Origin of the sequence: Pseudomonas sp. D3-10, assembly GCF_051132175.1 — a bacterium.
Taxonomy (GTDB): domain Bacteria; phylum Pseudomonadota; class Gammaproteobacteria; order Pseudomonadales; family Pseudomonadaceae; genus Aquipseudomonas.
The window spans coordinates 368,249-386,150 of record NZ_CP071668.1 but is presented as its reverse complement, the minus strand read 5'-3'; the positions used below and the strand labels follow the sequence as shown (position 1 = coordinate 386,150).

The 17,902-nt window shown below is 59.6% G+C and carries 19 protein-coding genes and 1 tRNA gene; 15 read left to right on the top strand and 5 right to left on the bottom strand.

Features of this window, described 5'->3' with window-relative positions:
• Nucleotides 1-32: 32 nt before the first annotated feature.
• The 4 genes from J3P90_RS01710 to J3P90_RS01695 form a co-directional block, all read right to left on the bottom strand.
• Entirely contained in the window at nt 33-287 is a 255-nt protein-coding gene (locus tag J3P90_RS01710; RefSeq protein WP_434675749.1) for a DUF2164 domain-containing protein, read from the bottom strand.
• On the bottom strand, nt 287-925 hold the full coding sequence (gene hisH / locus J3P90_RS01705) for an imidazole glycerol phosphate synthase subunit HisH (protein WP_434608276.1): 639 nt from the start codon (nt 923-925) through the stop codon (nt 287-289). Before hisH ends, J3P90_RS01710 begins: the two co-directional genes overlap by 1 nt.
• Nucleotides 925-1,518, bottom strand: a complete 594-nt coding sequence (gene hisB / locus J3P90_RS01700; RefSeq protein WP_024778052.1) for an imidazoleglycerol-phosphate dehydratase HisB — start codon at nt 1,516-1,518, stop codon at nt 925-927. The genes hisH and hisB overlap by 1 nt, the downstream gene beginning before the upstream one ends.
• Nucleotides 1,519-1,797: 279 nt before the next feature.
• A complete protein-coding gene (locus J3P90_RS01695) occupies nt 1,798-3,459 on the bottom strand; it encodes an OFA family MFS transporter (protein ID WP_434561140.1) in 1,662 nt (553 codons plus the stop codon).
• Between the two features lie 260 nt (nt 3,460-3,719).
• Between J3P90_RS01695 and panM the strand changes: the two genes are divergently transcribed.
• The 10 genes from panM (at nt 3,720) to J3P90_RS01645 (ending at nt 12,560) form a co-directional block, all read left to right on the top strand.
• Nucleotides 3,720-4,118, top strand: a complete 399-nt coding sequence (gene panM / locus J3P90_RS01690; protein ID WP_434608280.1) for an aspartate 1-decarboxylase autocleavage activator PanM — start codon at nt 3,720-3,722, stop codon at nt 4,116-4,118.
• A gap of 250 nt (nt 4,119-4,368) precedes the next feature.
• Entirely contained in the window at nt 4,369-6,594 is a 2,226-nt protein-coding gene (locus tag J3P90_RS01685) for an AsmA family protein (RefSeq protein ID WP_434675748.1), read from the top strand.
• A complete protein-coding gene (gene mutY, locus J3P90_RS01680) occupies nt 6,591-7,658 on the top strand; it encodes an A/G-specific adenine glycosylase (protein WP_434608285.1) in 1,068 nt (355 codons plus the stop codon). Before J3P90_RS01685 ends, mutY begins: the two co-directional genes overlap by 4 nt.
• Nucleotides 7,655-7,927 carry an oxidative damage protection protein gene (locus tag J3P90_RS01675; RefSeq protein WP_039592693.1) on the top strand — a complete coding sequence of 91 codons (273 nt, stop codon included), beginning with the start codon at nt 7,655-7,657 and terminating at the stop codon, nt 7,925-7,927. The genes mutY and J3P90_RS01675 overlap by 4 nt, the downstream gene beginning before the upstream one ends.
• Nucleotides 7,928-8,029: 102 nt before the next feature.
• Nucleotides 8,030-8,105, top strand: a tRNA-Phe gene (locus J3P90_RS01670).
• Nucleotides 8,106-8,221: 116 nt separating this feature from the next.
• Complete coding sequence (locus J3P90_RS01665) at nt 8,222-8,551, top strand: DHCW motif cupin fold protein (protein ID WP_420766345.1); 330 nt, start codon at nt 8,222-8,224, stop codon at nt 8,549-8,551.
• A 61-nt stretch (nt 8,552-8,612) separates the two neighbouring features.
• Nucleotides 8,613-9,020: a hypothetical protein gene (locus tag J3P90_RS01660; protein WP_434675747.1), complete on the top strand. Its 408-nt coding sequence runs from the start codon at nt 8,613-8,615 to the stop codon at nt 9,018-9,020.
• Nucleotides 9,021-9,233: 213 nt separating this feature from the next.
• Nucleotides 9,234-9,842, top strand: coding sequence for a biliverdin-producing heme oxygenase (locus tag J3P90_RS01655; RefSeq protein ID WP_434608288.1), 609 nt, complete (start codon nt 9,234-9,236; stop codon nt 9,840-9,842).
• The gene (locus tag J3P90_RS01650) at nt 9,839-12,073 is read left to right on the top strand and encodes an ATP-binding protein (RefSeq protein WP_434675746.1); all 2,235 of its coding nucleotides are present in this window, start codon (nt 9,839-9,841) and stop codon (nt 12,071-12,073) included. Before J3P90_RS01655 ends, J3P90_RS01650 begins: the two co-directional genes overlap by 4 nt.
• Before the next feature lie 40 nt (nt 12,074-12,113).
• On the top strand, nt 12,114-12,560 hold the full coding sequence (locus tag J3P90_RS01645) for a hypothetical protein (RefSeq protein ID WP_420766349.1): 447 nt from the start codon (nt 12,114-12,116) through the stop codon (nt 12,558-12,560).
• Between the two features lie 8 nt (nt 12,561-12,568).
• Here the strand turns inward: J3P90_RS01645 and J3P90_RS01640 are convergent, their stop codons facing one another.
• Entirely contained in the window at nt 12,569-13,006 is a 438-nt protein-coding gene (locus J3P90_RS01640; RefSeq protein ID WP_434608295.1) for a carboxypeptidase regulatory-like domain-containing protein, read from the bottom strand.
• A gap of 378 nt (nt 13,007-13,384) precedes the next feature.
• On the opposite strand from J3P90_RS01640, the gene J3P90_RS01635 reads away from it, so the two are divergent.
• The 5 genes from J3P90_RS01635 (at nt 13,385) to J3P90_RS01615 (ending at nt 17,591) form a co-directional block, all read left to right on the top strand.
• Nucleotides 13,385-14,158, top strand: a complete 774-nt coding sequence (locus J3P90_RS01635; RefSeq protein WP_420766351.1) for an ABC transporter ATP-binding protein — start codon at nt 13,385-13,387, stop codon at nt 14,156-14,158.
• A 13-nt stretch (nt 14,159-14,171) separates the two neighbouring features.
• A complete protein-coding gene (locus J3P90_RS01630) occupies nt 14,172-14,924 on the top strand; it encodes an ABC transporter substrate-binding protein (protein WP_434561154.1) in 753 nt (250 codons plus the stop codon).
• Nucleotides 14,925-15,002: 78 nt separating this feature from the next.
• Entirely contained in the window at nt 15,003-15,698 is a 696-nt protein-coding gene (locus tag J3P90_RS01625) for an ABC transporter permease (protein ID WP_434675745.1), read from the top strand.
• Nucleotides 15,695-16,384, top strand: coding sequence for an ABC transporter permease (locus J3P90_RS01620; protein ID WP_420766354.1), 690 nt, complete (start codon nt 15,695-15,697; stop codon nt 16,382-16,384). The genes J3P90_RS01625 and J3P90_RS01620 overlap by 4 nt, the downstream gene beginning before the upstream one ends.
• A complete protein-coding gene (locus J3P90_RS01615; protein ID WP_434675744.1) occupies nt 16,365-17,591 on the top strand; it encodes a methyltransferase in 1,227 nt (408 codons plus the stop codon). The genes J3P90_RS01620 and J3P90_RS01615 overlap by 20 nt, the downstream gene beginning before the upstream one ends.
• Nucleotides 17,592-17,902: the final 311 nt, after the last annotated feature.

Here is a 17,902-nt window from a genome sequence, read left to right as displayed (position 1 = left end):
CTTAAATACGAGTATTCAGCTTGGCTCGGGAATCATTTTTTCTCGAGCGCCCACAAGTCGCTTTCAATGCTTTCGAACCTTTCTTTAAGGTGCGCCTGCACATCGAAAATCGCCCTGTTGTAATAGTGCGGAGCAATTTCGCGGGTAAACAGGTCAAGAATTTCCGCCGCTTCGAACGAGCCCAGGTCCAGCTCGAAACGTTCCTCCATGAACCGCTGGATCTTGCGGTTCGCTTCACTTTCCTGCTCAGGCGTGAGGGTGAGGATCGGCGGTTTCTTGCGTGCCATTACCAGCGTCCGTCCCATGCGGCGAAGTTCTGCAATAGCTGCAGGCCATGGGTATGGCTCTTCTCCGGATGGAACTGCACGGCGAAGCGCGAACCATCGGCCAGGGCCGCGGCGAAATCGACGCCATAGTGACCGCTGCCCACCACCTGCCGCGCGTTGCCGGCGGCGATGTAGTAGCTGTGCACGAAGTAGAAGCGCGCCAGGTCCGGGATGTTGTGCCACAGGGGATGATCGACCGCCTGCTTCACTTCGTTCCAGCCCATGTGCGGGACTTTCAGATGTTCGCCATCCTCATGCAGGCCCTTGCCGAAAAACTTTACCTGGCCGGGGAACAGCGAAATGCAATCGACGCCATCGTTCTCTTCGCTGCGATCGAGCAAAGCCTGCATGCCCACGCAGATGCCGAGGAACGGCCGATCCTGGCTGACTTCGTGCACCAGCTTGTCGAAGCCCAGGCGACGAATCTCGGCCATGCAATCACGAATCGCGCCGACACCGGGGAACACCACGCGGTCGGCTTCGCGAATCACATCGGCTTCGCTGGTGATCAGCACCTTGCCGGCGCCCACGTGCTCGAGGGCCTTGGCCACCGAGTGCAGGTTGCCCATGCCGTAATCGATAACCGCGACCGTCTGCATTACAGCACGCCCTTGGTGGAAGGCATCTGGCCGGCCATGCGGTCATCGAGCTCCACCGCCATGCGCAGCGCGCGGCCAAAGGCCTTGAACACGGTTTCGATCTGGTGATGGGTGTTGTGCCCGCGCAGGTTGTCGATGTGCAGGGTCACGTTGGCGTGGTTGACGAAGCCCTGGAAGAATTCCTGGAACAGGTCAACGTCGAAGCCGCCGACGGTGGCACGGGTGTACGGCACATGCATTTGCAGGCCAGGGCGGCCGGAGAAGTCGATGACCACGCGCGACAGCGCTTCATCGAGCGGCACGTAGGCATGGCCGTAGCGACGGATGCCTTTTTTGTCGCCGATGGCCTGGGTGAAGGCCTGGCCCAAGGTGATACCGACGTCTTCCACCGTGTGGTGGTCGTCGATATGCAGGTCGCCCTTGCTGACGATGTCCAGGTCGATCAGCCCGTGACGGGCGATCTGGTCCAGCATGTGCTCAAGAAAAGGCACGCCGATATCAAACCGGGCCTTTCCGGTGCCATCCAGGTTGATCGAGGCTTTGATCTGGGTTTCCAGAGTGTCGCGCTCGACAGACGCCTTACGTTCGGCCATCACCAGCTCCGCAAAATCATTGGGCGAAAAAGGCAGCCATTATAGGGGCGCGAGCGGCAAACAGAAACAAAAGAGGTGACATCACTGACGGGTTGAAACCCGGGCTGTCGGCGATAGACATGTGCATACAAGTCTTATCCACCAGCCAAAACGACTGTGGGAGCGAGCTTGCTCGCGATGAGGCGTGTCAGCCGACATTACTGTCCGCTGACCCACCGCTATCGCGAGCAGGCTCGCTCCCACAAGGGCTGCCCTGACCTGATGATCAGGGCAACGGTCTTAACGGAACAACACCGCCGTCTTCTGCAGGGTCACCCACACACCCCACGCCAACGGAATGCCCACCACCAGCCAGGCGGCGATTGCCAAAGGCTTGGTGCCCGGCGCGGCTTTCCATTCCAGCGAAGTGGTGCTGTCGGCGCCCTTGTCATGGCCCAGCGCCTGTTCAGCGGCCAGTTCGGCGTCGGTCATGAAATACTTGTCGGCGACCGGACGGACCATCAGGTTACACAGGAAACCCAGCACCAGCAGGCCGGCCAGGATGTACAAGGTGATGTCATAGGCCGCGGCACGCTCGACGCCGATGCTCAGCTGATATTCACGCAAGTAGTTCACCAGAACCGGGCCCAGCACGCCTGCCGCCGCCCACGCCGTCAGCAGACGACCGTGGATCGCGCCAACCATTTGCGTACCGAACAGGTCCGCCAGGTAGGCCGGCACGGTTGCGAAACCGCCGCCGTACATCGACAGGATGATGCAGAACGCCGCCACGAACAGCGCGATACTGCCCAAGTGACCCAGGTTTGGGATCAACGCGTACAGGGCAACACCCAATGCGAAGAACACGAAGTAGGTGTTTTTACGGCCCAGGTAGTCCGAGAAGGACGCCCAGAAGAACCGGCCACCGATGTTGAACAGGCTCAACAGACCGGTGAAACCGGCCGCAATGGCAGCGATCTGGCCCAGTTGCACGGCGTCCAGCTGACCGAAAGGCAAATCGTTGCCCAGCAGTTTGCCGCCAAACACTTCCTGCAGCAGTGGCGAAGCCATGCCCAGGATGCCGATACCGGCGGATACGTTCAGGCACAGCACCAGCCATACCAGGCGGAACTGCGGGGTTTTCCAGGCAACGTTCACGTGAACGTGACGATGAGTGATCATCGCGTTCGCGGCTTTCTTCGGTGCCGGGGTCCAGCCTTCAGGCTTCCAACCGGTTGGCGGAACGCGGTACGACAAGGCGCCACCGATCATGAACACGAAGTAGATCGCGGCCATCACCAGGAAGCTCTGCCAGACACCCACCTCGGTCGGCGTAGCGAAATGGCTCATCAGCGCCGCAGCCAGTGGAGCACCGACCATCGCACCGCCACCAAAGCCCATGATCGCCATGCCGGTCGCCATGCCGCGCTTGTCCGGGAACCATTTGATCAGCGTCGAGACTGGCGAGATATAGCCCAGGCCCAGGCCAATGCCGCCGATCACACCGGAACCGACCCACATCAGCCAGATCTGGTGGGTATAGATACCCAGCGCGGAAATCAGCAGGCCACCGCACCAGCACAATGCCGAAACAACGCCGGCCTTGCGTGGCCCGGCGTGTTCCAGCCAGCCGCCCCAGATGGCTGCCGAGCAGCCCAGGAAGATGAAGAACAGGGTGTAGATCCAGCCGAGCATGGAGATCGGCCAGTCACATTGGGACGAAAAGACTTGCGAGATGAAGCTCATATCCGGTGCACAGGCGACAGGCTTGGTGATACCCAAGGCCTTGGACAGTGGCAACCAGAACACCGAGAAGCCATAGGCCATGCCGATGCAGAGGTGGATGGCCAGCGCGGCCGGTGGAACCAGCCACCGGTTGAATCCGGGCTTGGCGATGATACGTTCCTTGGAGAGGAACGCAGGCTGGTCGGCGATGCCGTCCGCCGTGATGCTCGTGCTCATTGTGTATCCCCCAGTTATTGGAATGGTTCGCCAGCCACACCTCACCCTCAGCCTTCTTGCACGCAGGCATGACTGTATTCTGTGGTGAAGCTCCATTTTAGTGCGACATCACGTCGCAGAAGGACGGACGAACCGACAAAGGTTAACATTTGCTCGTGACAGAAAAACCAAAGTGCTATCACCTTTTTTCTCTCACTCGTCTTATCGCGCCTCTGCTGACTTTCTGTAGGGGGCAATTCGTTTATTTTTCAGGAATTTCCATGCCCATCGTTGTCGAGCACCTGAATGAAGCCACTCGTCAGGACGAGCAGGATCTGCAGAAAATCTATCGGGACGCGCCGGTCTGGCTGTTCGAGCCGTTCAGCGACGCCGCGCGACTCATAGAGAGATGTCTCGAGGAAGGCTCGTTGATCGCGGCACGCTTCAACGATCGCCTGCTCGGCGCAGCACGACTGCAACGGCACCAGAACGTCTGGCGCTTGTCCCACCTATGCGTGCGAAACGTCACTCGCCGCCGGGGCGTGGCGGAACGGCTGGTGAGCGAAGCCCGGAGGATGGCTGAGCAAGGCAACGCCGAGCTGCGACTGCAGGCGCCTGCCGGGCATCTGGAAGCCCAGGCCTTGGCGGCGAAATTGAAATTACCGCTGGATGTCGACTAGCGCCCCTGTGGCGAGGGAGCTTGCTCCCGCTGGGAGCGTAGCTCCCCAAAAACTGAATCCACGGCGCGCCTGGCATACCGATTCGCCTGGTTTTGGGCCGCTTCGCAGCCCAGCGGGAGCAAGCTCCCTCGCCACGGGGCCGTGTCTGGCCGGGTAACGGCAGCTCGAAAAATCGATCCCTCAACGCTCCACCGACCCGGGACGTTATACTCCCTGGCAAAATTTGAACTCAACCTATAAGGATTCGCCCATGAAAGCGTTCGGCAAAATCCTGGGTCTGGTACTTCTCGGGCTGTTGCTGATCATTGTGGCCCTGGGCTTTGCCCTGACCCACCTCTTCGATCCCAACGACTATAAAGAAGAGATCCGCCAGATAGCCCGCGATAAAGCCCACATCGAGCTGACACTCAATGGGGACATCGGTTGGAGCCTGTTCCCATGGCTGGGTCTGGAACTGCACGAAGCCAGTGTCGCCACCCTGGCCAACCCAACCCAACCTTTCGCCGACCTTCAGATGCTCGGGCTGTCTGTCCGGGTGATGCCGCTGCTGCGCCGCGAAGTGCAGATGAGCGATGTCCGGGTCGAAGGCCTGAACCTACGCCTGAACCGTGACAAGAGCGGCCACGGCAACTGGGAAGATATCGGCAAGGCGCCCACCTCCGCATCCACCCAGGAAGCACCAACGCCCGTCGAACAATCCACCCCGCCGGCCAGCGCACCGGCAGAAAAGCCGGCCCAGCCAACACGGTTGGACATCGACAGCCTGACCGTGAACAACGCCCGAGTGGAATACATTGACGAGCAGACCGGCAAGCAGTTCAGTGCCGAAAGCATCCAGTTGAGCACCGGCCCGATCCATGACGCTACCAACATCCCGGTTACCCTCACGGCGTTCCTGTCCAGCAACCAGCCGGCCGTCCGCGTGCGCACCGAGGTCACTGGCGAACTGCGCTTCGAGCGCGCTTTGCAGCGCTATCGGTTCGAAGACCTGAAGCTGTCCGGCGAAGCCACCGGCGATCCTTTGCAAGGCAAGACCGTGAGTTTCGCGGCCCAAGGGCAACTTTCCCTGGATAAAGCGGCAAACGTCGCCGAGTGGACCGGGATCAAGCTTTCCCTCAACCAACTGCGTGCACTGGGCGAGTTGAAGGTCAACGACCTCGACAAGACGCCACAACTGAATGGCGGCATTTCGATTGCCCAATTCGACTTGGCAAAGTTTGTCGACAGCGTTGGCCAAAAACTGCCAGCCATGGCTGAGGGCAGCCTGAGCAAGGTCGAACTGGCGAGCCGCATTGCCGGCACGCCTAACAGTGTCGAACTCAACGACATCAATTTGAAGGTCGACGACAGCAGTTTCAGCGGCCGTATCGCTGTGGAAGACTTTGCCAAACAGGCCCTGCGCGTGCAGCTCAAGGCCGATACGTTCAACGTCGACCGCTACCTGCCGCCAAAGTCCGCCGAAGCCGACAGCTCCAAGGCAGCCCGCGAGGCCGAAGTCAGCAACACCGAGGCCAGTGCCATGGCCGGCGCCGGCAGCACACCCCTGCCAAGCGCTCCAACCCAAGGCGCCTGGAGCAATGATCGGCTGTTTCCGGTGGAGCGCCTGAGCAAGCTGGACATCGATGCCGACCTGACCTTCGGCCAACTGACCCTCGACAAACTGCCGATCCAGAACGCCGCGTTCAAAGCGACCGGCCTGGGTGGCCTGTTGACTCTGGAGAACCTGCGCGGCGACCTGTACAGCGGCAACTTTGAAACCAAGGGCACCCTGGACGTACGGCAGCCTACGCCAAAGTTGAGCCTGCAAACCCGCATCAACCGGGTGCCGGCCGAGAAAATCATCGAAAGCCAAGGCAAGAATCCGCCGGTCAAGGGTCTGGTCACGCTCAACAGCGCGATCACCGCCAACGGCAACAGCCAAAAAGCCCTGATCGATAGCCTTAATGGCACGGCCGGTTTCGTCATCAACGATGGCGTATTGCTCAATGCCAATCTTGAACAGCAACTGTGCAAAGGCATCGCCACGCTGAACCGCAAGTCACTCACTGGCGAACCTCGCGGCAAGGACACGCCGTTCCAGCAGCTCAACGGCAACCTCACTTTCACCAACGGCGTTGCCCACAACCCAGACCTGAAAGTCCGCATTCCCGGCATGACCGTCAACGGCAACGGCGACATCGACCTGCGCGTGCTGGGCATGGACTACCGCGTCGGCGTGATCGTCGAAGGCGACAAGAGCGACATGCCCGACCCTGCCTGCCAGGTCAACGAACGCTACGTCGACGTCGAGTGGCCGTTGCGCTGCCGCGGCCCGCTGGAGTTGGGTGCCAAAGCCTGCCGCCTGGACAACGATGGGCTGGGCAAGGTCGCGGCGAAACTGGCCGGAGACCGCCTCGGCGACAAGATTGACGAGAAGCTGGGCGACAAAGTCAGCCCTGAGCTCAAAGACGCGCTCAAGGGGCTGTTCAAGCGATGACATCCGAGCAGTTTTCCGCCGCGGTACTGGATTGGTTCGACCGCCATGGACGCCACGATCTGCCCTGGCAACAGGGCATCACGCCTTATCGGGTGTGGGTCTCGGAAATCATGCTGCAGCAGACCCAGGTCAGCACCGTGCTCAATTACTTCGACCGGTTCATGGCCGCCCTGCCAACGGTCCAGGCTCTCGCCGACGCGCCGGAGGATGAAGTGCTGCATCTGTGGACCGGATTGGGCTACTACACCCGTGCACGCAATCTGCAGAAAACAGCGAAAATCGTCGTGGAGCAATACGCCGGGGAATTCCCCCGGGATGTGGTAAAGCTCACCGAACTGCCGGGGATCGGCCTGTCCACCGCTGGCGCCATCGCCAGCATCAGCATGGACCTGCGGGCACCGATCCTCGATGGCAACGTCAAGCGGGTGCTGGCGCGTTTCACCGCCCAGGAAGGCTACCCGGGCGAACCCAAGGTTGCTAAACAGCTATGGGCCACCGCCGAGCGCTTCACGCCGCAAGACCGCGTCAACGCTTACACCCAGGCGATGATGGACCTGGGGGCCACGCTGTGTACCCGCAGCAAGCCCAGTTGCCTGTTGTGTCCGCTCAAAAAAGGTTGCGAGGCGCATATGCTGGGCCTGGAAACCCGCTACCCGATTCCCAAGCCACGCAAGGAAGTGCCCAAGAAGCGCACTTTGATGCCCATGCTGGCCAATCGCGAGGGCGCCATCTTGCTTTACCGTCGCCCATCCACCGGCTTATGGGGCGGCTTGTGGAGTCTGCCGGAACTCGATGGCCTGGATGATCTGCAGCACCTGGCCTTGCAACATTCCCTGGAGCTGGGCCCGCAACAGGCAATGCCGGACCTGATACACACCTTCAGCCACTTCCAGTTGGCAATCGAACCCTGGCTGGTCCGGGTCCGGGAAACCGGCCACCACGTGGCCGAGGCCGACTGGCTCTGGTATAACCTCGCCACCCCGCCGCGCCTGGGCCTTGCCGCCCCGGTCAAAACCTTGCTCGAACGCGCGGCCGCCGTATTGAATGCAGGAGAGTTGCAATGACCCGCACCATCATGTGCCGCAAGTACAAAGAAGAACTGGAAGGCCTGGAACGCGCGCCGTTCCCGGGCGCCAAAGGCCAGGACATCTACGACAACGTCTCGGCCAAGGCCTGGGGCGATTGGCAGAAACACCAGACCCTGCTGATCAACGAAAAACGCCTGAACATGATGAACGCCGAAGATCGCAAATACCTTCAAGGCGAGATGGAGAAGTTCTTTTCCGGCGAAGAATACGCCAAGGCCGAAGGCTACGTGCCGCCGTCCGAATAAGCCTTCCAGAGCGGGGGCGAATCGTAAGCGACGGTAATAATTAAATATTTTTTGATAACTCGCTTGACGCCCCCCTGAAAAACCCGTTTAATGCGCCCCGTTGCCCAGATAGCTCAGTCGGTAGAGCAGGGGATTGAAAATCCCCGTGTCGGCGGTTCGATTCCGTCTCTGGGCACCAAATACCGAAAACCCCGATCAAGAAATTGATCGGGGTTTTTTATTGCCCGGATTTTTCTTCCGCCGCCCTATCGACTCAGCTACATTCGTCCGCTCCCCTCCAGCAAGCGAGTCGAAATGGACATCACTGGCATCCCCTTCGGCACCACCGATTGGTCCACCATCGAGCCCACCGAGCATAAGGGCATTACCGGAACCGCTTATTGGCGAACGCGGCAGTTCGGGAGCATTCGGGTACGGATGGTGGAATACACCGCCGGTTACCTGGCCGACCATTGGTGCACCAAGGGCCATATCCTGTTTTGCCTAAAGGGCGAGCTCGATACCGAGCTCGAAGATGGCCGGCAATTTTTGCTCAAGCCAGGCATGAGCTACCAGGTGGCGGACCAGGCCGAGCCCCATCGGTCTTCGACTTCATCAGGGGCCACGCTCTTCATAGTCGATTGAGATTCGAAGCGTCCGCGTCGAAGCTGTAGGATAGATCGTCTTATCCATCAGGAATCCGACCATGTCATCGGCGAACAAACAGCACAAACGCAGCCAGCGCGCGAAGGCGAAAGCCAAGAACAACCGCATTCAGCGTGCTGCTGCGCCAAACGATTTCCTTGACCCGAACGATGAGCGCGTCGACTTGGAAACCGTGGACTTGTCGGATCTGTTCGGACTCATGAGCGCCGCCGAAAAGGTCAGCCAGAAAGCCATGTGCGAAGCATTCCTGGCACATCCGCTGCTGGCGCTCGTGTTGGAACAGGAAGGCGAAGAAGAGGCCACCGACTTCATCATCACTGCATTGATCGAGTACCGTCGCCTGACCACGGGTGTCGATGAGCAGACCGCGCTGGATTGGGTGGAAAGCAAGCAATTCCAAGCCGACTATGTGGCCGCATCCCAAGCACTGAGCCAAGGCCAAGCCTGATTTTACGGCGTAGCCTGTCGTGGATTACGCCCAACGGCTGGACACCCGCCGTGAAGGTAATGAACACCTCTTCGCCGGCCAATACCAGGAGCGACAGACCGGCCATGCCGCCCGAACAATAAAGCGGCCTATTGACGATCGCCCACCCAATAAACCTGTGTAAGATTGATGCGTTTTTTTCTGCAACGCTCCACTCAAAGAGCTTCATTCTGCATGCCTGCACCGTCCGCCCCTCCGCCCTCCCTGATCCAGGCATTGCGGACTGAAACCGCTGAACTGCACATTGCCCTGGAGAAACGCTTGCCGTTTTTCTCGGAGCAACTGGATCTAGGCCTGTACCGGCGCTTGATAGCGGCATACCACGGTTTTTATGAGCCACTGGAACGTCGCCTCCATATTCTCGCGCTGACGCCGACGGGGCTGGACCAATCCCTACGCATCAAGCTGCCGGTGCTACGAGCGGATCTCATGGCGCTGGGTCTGGACGAAATGGCGATTGACTCGTTGCCCGTCTGCCAACTTCTGCCGCAGATTGATTCTCCGGCCGCCGCCCTCGGCGTTTCCTATGTGCTGGAAGGCGCAACATTGGGCGGACAGATCCTGCGACGCAGGGTGGCCGAACAGTTAGGTCTTGATTCATCCAGCGGTGCCGCTTTCCTCGACGTTTATGGAGAACTTACCGGCCGGCGCTGGAAGGATTTTCTTCAGTATCTAGGTGACCGGAACCTTGGCGACGACCAGACGCTCGAAGCCACACGCGCTGCCAAGGCGACATTCATCTGTTTTGAACGCTGGCTGGCCAGTCAGGAGGTTCTGTTATGAAACCGGAAAACCAAGAAGCCTTCGAAGAATTGCTGGCCAATTGCGCAGACGAACCGATCCGCTTCCCCGGGGCCATCCAGCCTCACGGCGTATTGCTGATGCTGTCCGAGCCTGATTTCGTGATCCGCCAGGTCAGCGCAAACGCGCAACAACTGACAGGGTATGATCCTCAAGAGCTTCTCGGTCTGCCCCTGGATGCACTGTTTGGGCAGGAACAGGCCGCAACCCTTCTGGAAGCTTTCCGCACCGAAACTGAAAGAGACAACGTTCCGCTCGACATCGTAGTGAACCAGCAGCGCTTCGACGCCCTGATCCACCGCCATCAGGGCGCCTTGATTGTCGAACTGGAACAGCACCTGACCGACTACCGCCCCGAGGGCGTCAATGGCGAGGCCAACCTGGGCCGCATGCTGCAGCGCCTGCAAAGCGCGAAAACGCTCCAGGCCCTGTACGAAATCAGCGTGCGGGAGATCCAGGCCATGACCGGATACGACCGCGTCCTGATTTATCGTTTCGAGGAAGGAGGCCACGGGCAAGTCATTGCCGAGGCCAGCGCGCCTTCGATGGAGCTCTACAAGGGCCTGTTTTTCCCTGCATCGGACATTCCGGAACAGGCTCGCGAACTGTATCGCACCAACTGGTTGCGCATCATCCCCAACGCCGACTACACGCCGGTACCGCTGATGCCCGAGCTGCGCCCCGATACGCAGGCGCCACTGGACTTGAGTTTTTCCACGCTGCGCAGCGTCTCGCCGATTCACCGTCAATACATGAAGAACATGGGCGTGTTGTCATCCATGAGCATCTCGCTGATGAAAGGCGAGCAATTATGGGGATTGATCAGCTGCGGCAACCGCCAGCCGCTGCATGTTCCCCACCAAATGCGCATGGCCTGTCAGACGATCGGCCAGATCCTCTCACTGCAGATCAGTGCGATGGAGGCTCTTGAACTGGCAGGGCAACGGGACGCCAAGCTCGAAGACCTCGGGGCGCTTGCCACTCTCATGGCCGAATCCAGCGAAAACGTCTTTGACAGTCTGTCCCACGACCCACAGCGTCTGATGGAACTCACCGGGGCCAATGGCGTTGCGATCATCGAGGACAACAAGCTGCATCGGCACGGACAGTGCCCGGAACCGGAGCAGATTCGTGAATTGCACAAATGGATAATGGAAACCGACCAACCGGTTTTTGCTCACCATAACCTGGGCGAAATTTTCGCGCCGGCCAAGGCTTATCCGGAGGTTGCGAGCGGTGTGCTGGCGATTCATCTGCCCAAGCCAGTGGAAAATGGCGTGCTGTGGTTCCGCCCCGAGGTCAAGCAAACCATCAATTGGAGCGGTGACCCTCAAAAACCCCTCGACCTGGAGCAAAGCGCGACCGGACTACGCTTACGCCCGAGGACGTCGTTCGAAATCTGGAAAGTCGAAATGGGGGGCATCAGTACCAAATGGAGCCATGGCGATGTATTCGCCGCCAACGACCTGCGGCGCTCGGCCCTGGAAAACGACTTGGCACGGCAAGTTCGCAAGGAGCGCCAGGCGGTGCAGGCCCGGGATGAGTTGGTTGCAGTCGTGTCCCATGATTTGCGCAACCCGATGACGGTCATTTCCATGCTGTGCGGCATGATGCAAAAGGCTTTCAGCTCCGATGGCTCCCACAGCTCGAAGCGAATTTCTTCGGCCATCGATACCATGCAGCAGGCCGCCAGCCGTATGAATTCGCTCCTGGAGGACCTTCTCGACACCTCGCGCATCGACGCCGGCCGCTACACCATCCACCCCAAGCCGATGGACGTGAGCCAGATATTCGAAGACGCGTGTTCATTACTGACGCCGCTGGCCTCTGCCAAGGCCATCGATATCTCTTTCCACGCCGAACCCAACCTCAGGATCAACGCGGACCCGGAGCGATTGTTCCAGGTGCTGTCCAATCTGATTGGCAATGCCATCAAGTTCACGCCGCAGAAAGGTAGCGTAGGTATCAGCGCAATGTCGGTAGGCGATGAGATCGTATTCAGTGTCCGCGACACTGGTGAGGGCATCGCGCCAGAACAACTGCCTCATGTTTTCGACCGTTACTGGACCACCAAGGACGGCAACCCGAACGGCACCGGCCTCGGACTTTATATTTCCAAGGGGATTGTCCAGGCTCATGGCGGTAAACTGCAGGCCGAAAGCCAGCCAGGCAAAGGCAGCGAATTCCGCTTCACCGTGCCGAAAATCGATTGAGCCGGCCACCGCCCCCTAACGAACTGGAAACCGAAGCCCAATGGCCTCACTGAACAAACAGCAGAAACGCGCCAAGCGCGCCAAAGACAAAGCCAAGCAAATCCGTATGACCGGGCGCAAATCCATCCCGATGTACGGCGATCCGGCTCACGCCACTGCCCAGCCGCCGGTCTATGTGCTGGAGCTATTCGCCAAGTTGCGTGAAGCCGAGGCCGTCAGCCGCAGCCAGATGCTCGACACGCTGCTTGCCGACGTCAGCGAAATGATCATCGAGCGTCCGGGCCTGCTGGACCTCAAGAACGCGGAAAACGAGGGCATGGCCGCCACCAACCTGGCCGCCGATATGCTGGTGGACTACCGCATGTGGGCCGACGACATGGACCGCGAGGCCGCCCAGCGCTGGCTCAGCACGCCGGAATTCATCAAGGACTTCAGTGAGGCGCTGGACCGTTATCGCCAATCCATGGAAGAGCCCGCCAGCGAGTAAGCCCTCGGCTACTCGCTGCTGTTCCAATGGAACACTAGCTTGCGCGCGGCTCCGCTGCCCACTTTGGCGGTGTCGCGACGCTCCTCGCCGTTACGCGTCGCTATCACGCTGTAACTGCCCGGCGGCAGTTGTACATACACCAATGGGCCTGCGTCGCTGAGCGTCAGCAATGTCTGTCCCGTTGAGCTCTGCACGGTCACCTCCACATCCGGGACGTATTTGCCCTCCGGGCCGATCGCAAAAGTCATGTGCAGGTTGTAGCCCTGGGCCTGTTCGATGGCCCGGGCTTCGTCTTCGCCGATACCGCCGGACAGGTAGCTGATACCGTTCTGTTGCATGGGCTGGACCTGGACGCCTGCGTTGTCGATGGGCGCGAGGTTGGTGGCGTTGAGCATGATGGGAAAAAGCAGCGCACCCAGAACGATGGGGCAATATAGCAACTTCATGACCACAACTCCTGATAGGGAACACCACCTCGTTTGATCGTTTTATGAACACCCATGTTCAGATCGATTGGAAGTTGAGCCGAATGCCAAACGGAATAGACAACGCTCATCCGGTTAACCCTTCCCACCCCCGCCCAAAGCTGGCACCATCGCGCCTTTTTTTACGCGACTCCCCGGGCAAATCGCCGATGGACAGGGTTCAAACAGCCGTTCGGTTGTTGATGGCGCGACAGTCTGCTGCGCCGATGCGACAACCTGTCACTCATCATCGGTCTACCGTCCGAAGCGCTGTTGGCTGTCATTCGGACGCATGCTAGCTTGGCCGCCTCGCCAGGAAGGCTGCCAATAGCAAGGGAGCACAAATCATGAGGATCGCACATGGCCCAGGCCACGCCCGCGCTTGAAATCCGCAACTTGCACAAACGCTACGCAAAGCTGGAGGTGCTCAAAGGCGTCTCGCTGACCGCTCGCGACGGTGACGTGATCTCGATCCTGGGTTCCTCCGGCTCCGGCAAGTCCACGTTTTTGCGTTGCATCAATCTGCTGGAAAATCCCAACCAGGGTCAGATTCTGGTCGCAGGCGAGGAGCTCAAGCTCAAGGCTGCCAAAAACGGTGAGCTGATCGCCGCCGATGGCAAACAGATCAATCGCATGCGCAGCGAGATTGGTTTTGTATTTCAAAACTTTAATCTCTGGCCGCACATGAGCGTGCTCGACAACATCATCGAAGCCCCGCGCCGCGTGCTGGGCCAGAGCAAGGCCGAAGCCGTGGAAGTGGCCGAAGCCTTGCTGGCCAAGGTCGGCATTGCTGACAAGCGCCACGCCTACCCTGCCGAACTGTCCGGCGGCCAGCAACAACGTGCCGCCATCGCCCGCACATTGGCGATGCAACCTAAAGTCATTCTGTTCGACGAGCCGACTTCTGCCCTTGACCCGGAAATGGTCCAGGAAGTACTAAGCGTGATCCGCGCCCTCGCCGAAGAAGGTCGTACCATGCTGCTCGTAACCCACGAGATGGGCTTCGCCCGCCAGGTATCGAGTGAAGTCGTGTTCCTTCACCAAGGGCTGGTCGAGGAGCAAGGGTCGCCACAGCAGGTCTTCGAAAACCCGCTTTCGGCGCGCTGCAAACAATTCATGTCCAGCAACCGCTAACGGAGCAGTACCTATGCAGACCTACAGGAAATTCTTTTTGGCTGCTGCCGCCAGCCTGGTCTTCTCGGCCAACGTCATGGCGGCCGACAAACTGAAAATGGGCATCGAGGCGGCCTATCCGCCGTTCAATAACAAGGATGCCAGCGGCCAGGTCGTAGGCTTCGATAAAGACATCGGCGACGCGCTGTGCGCCAAGATGAAAGTTGAATGTGAAGTGGTCACTTCCGACTGGGACGGCATCATTCCGGCCTTGATGGCCCAAAAGTTCGATTTCCTGATTTCTTCGTTGTCGATCAACGAAGAGCGCAAGCAGGCCGTTGATTTCACCGACCCGTACTACTCCAACAAGCTGCAGTTCATTGCGCCGAAAAACGTCGAGTTCAAAGTCGATAAAGATTCCCTCAAGGGCAAGGTCATCGGAGCCCAGCGTTCCACCCTGGCTGGTACCTGGATGGAGGACAACATGGAAGGCGTCGAACTGAAACTCTACGATACCCAGGAAAACGCCTATCTGGACCTGACCTCCGGCCGCGTTGACGGGATCCTGGCGGACAAATACGTGAACTACGACTGGCTGAAAACCGACGCCGGCCGTGCCTATGAGTTCAAGGGCGACCCAGTGGTGGAAGGCGACAAGATCGCCATTGCAGTGCGCAAGGGTAATGACGAACTGCGCAACAAACTGAATGCCGCGCTTAAGGAAATCGTTGCCGACGGCACCTATAAAAAGATCAACGACAAGTACTTCCCGTTTAGCATCTATTGATACTGACGTGCCTGGCCGGCGTTGCTACCCAATAGCGCCGGCCCTTAGCAAAGCCTGCCGCGATATGAACACACGCCCATGATGATCGACCTCTACGGATTCGGCCCGGCGCTAGCCGCCGGCGCGCTGATGACCGTCAAGCTGGCCCTTTCGGCTCTCTGCATGGGGCTGGTGCTCGGCCTGCTCGGCGCCTTGGCCAAGACCTCCCCGTACAAGCCGTTGCAATGGCTTGGCGGCACCTATTCGACACTGGTCCGCGGCATTCCGGAATTGCTCTGGGTGCTGTTGATCTACTTCGGTACCGTCAACCTGATGCGTGCCTTGGGTGAATATTTCGGCAATCCCGACCTAGCCCTCAATGCCTTCGCCGCCGGCGTCATCGCCCTCGGCCTATGCTTTGGCGCCTACGCCACCGAAGTATTTCGCGGTGCGATCCTGGCGATACCCAAGGGGCACCGTGAAGCCGGCGTGGCGCTTGGCCTGTCGAAATGGCGGATCTTCACCCGATTGATCCTGCCGCAGATGTGGCGCATCGCCCTGCCCGGCCTGGGCAATCTGTTCATGATCCTCATGAAGGATACCGCACTGGTTTCGGTGATCGGCCTGGAAGAAATCATGCGCCACGCGCAAATCGGCGTGACCATTTCCAAGCAACCGTTCACTTTTTATATGGTCGCAGCGCTTATGTATCTGGGCCTGACGGTGCTCGCCATGATCGGCATGCACCTGCTGGAAAAACGCGCCGCCCGCGGCTTTGCCAGGAGCACCCAATGAACTGGGAAGTCATCATCAAGTGGCTGCCGAAACTGGCCCAGGGCGCCACGCTTACACTGGAGCTGGTGGCCATCGCGGTGATCGCCGGCTTGCTGCTGGCGATCCCATTGGGTATCGCCCGTTCATCGCGGCTGTGGTACGTGCGGGCGTTTCCCTACGCCTACATCTTCTTTTTCCGTGGTACGCCACTGTTGGTCCAGTTGTTCCTGGTCTATTACGGCCTGGCACAGTTCGATGCCGTGCGCAGCAGCGCGCTGTGGCCGTATCTGCGGGACCCGTTCTGGTGCGCCACGGCCACCATGACCCTGCACACCGCCGCCTACATCGCCGAGATCCTGCGCGGCGCCATCCAGGCCATTCCCCGAGGCGAAATCGAAGCCGCACGAGCCTTGGGCATGTCGCGGCCCAAGGCGCTGTTCTACATCATGCTGCCCCGGGCCGCGCGCATCGGCTTGCCCGCCTACAGCAACGAAGTGATCCTGATGCTCAAGGCCAGCGCCCTGGCAAGCACGGTGACCCTGCTGGAACTCACCGGCATGGCGCGCACCATCATTGCCAGGACCTACATGCCAGTGGAGATTTTCTTCGCGGCCGGCATGTTCTACCTGCTGATGTCCTTCGTACTGGTGCAAGGCTTCAAGCAGCTTGAACGCTGGCTGCGCGTCGATGCCTGCCAAGGGCGCTGACAGCGTGCTGACGGGTGAAGCATTGCTCACCCGTTTCACCGCGCTGGATGCGTTTCTTACAACGCACCAGTCACTATGGAAGCCTCGGCCCTTCACGCATCTGCAATTGCCTTGGGAAACTTCCCACCCGGAATTGGCCCGATGGCTACGCGAGCGTTCGCTGGACGCAGCGGAAAACGACCATCATCAACCATGGTTGATTGAGAGCGCGCCAGCGCCATTCCCGGAACTGGCTGCTCTCTCCCGGGCATTGAGCGCCGTGGCTGAATTGCCGGCCAACTCGCTCGAAGCTCCCAGCCATCGCCTCAACGTCGACGTACCCGGGCGCAAATGGCAGCAGATAGAAGCCTTTGCCAGCCGCCTGCGCTTCACCACCCCACCGATCCATTGGCTCGATTGGTGCGCCGGTAAAGGCCACCTTGGCCGGCGCCTGTTGCAGGATGGACAACAACTGACCTGCCTGGAATACGACCCCGCCTTGGTCGCCAGCGGCCAGTTGCTGAGCCAACGCCATCACCTGCCCGCCACGCACTCGCAACAAGACGTATTGGCGGCAGACGCAAACCAGGCGCTGCGCCCCGGACACACCCCGGTGGCTCTGCACGCTTGCGGCGACTTGCATGTGCGCCTGATGCGTCTGGCCAGCGCCGCTGGCTGCGCACAATTGGCTATCGCGCCGTGCTGCTACAACCGCATCAGCACCTCGGAATATCAGCCGCTGTCCGACGCCGCAAAAGGCTCTGCCCTACAGCTGTCGCTCGACGATCTGAGCCTGCCGCAGACCGAGACCGTCACCGCAGGCGCCCGCGTAAGAAGACAACGGGACCAATCCATGGCCTGGCGCCTGGGCTTCGACCTGCTGCAACGGCAAATCAGAGGGCACGACGACTACCTGCCCACGCCCTCCTTGCCCAGCGTCTGGCTGGAAAAATCCTTCGCCCAGTACTGCACCGACCTGGCTGCCCTGAAAAACTTATCCACAATCGGCACGCCTGATTGGGTCGCCCTGGAAGCAGCCGGCCACCAACGTTTGGCCGAGGTGCGTAACCTGGAATTGGTGCGGGGCCTTTTCCGCCGCCCCCTGGAGCTTTGGCTGGTCTTGGACCGGGCACTTTTCCTTACTCAGAACAGCTACAACGTCCGCCTTGGCACCTTCTGCGAGACACCTCTGACACCGCGCAACTTGCTATTGCTGGCAGAACGTTAATGAGGCGAAACAGCCTGTGGATAACTCTGTTGATGAATTAAACCAGAATCCAAGAAAACCGCGATTTCCGGGCTGAATCTTAGCTGGTCATTTTTTGTTCACATGGATAAAAAACCATGAAAACAGCAGCTTGCGAGCAAACGGGAAAGCGGTCACAAAACAGAAAGATATCCCTCGCAGCGTCCTTTCGATTGTGCATAAGCGTTTGAGCAAACCAGCATAAAGGTTGGGTCTGGCGTCTTTTGCGCTCAGGCATCAAGTGCTTTGGCTTGCCTCGATTCAAGTCAGGCAACCGCACGCTACCAGGCCCC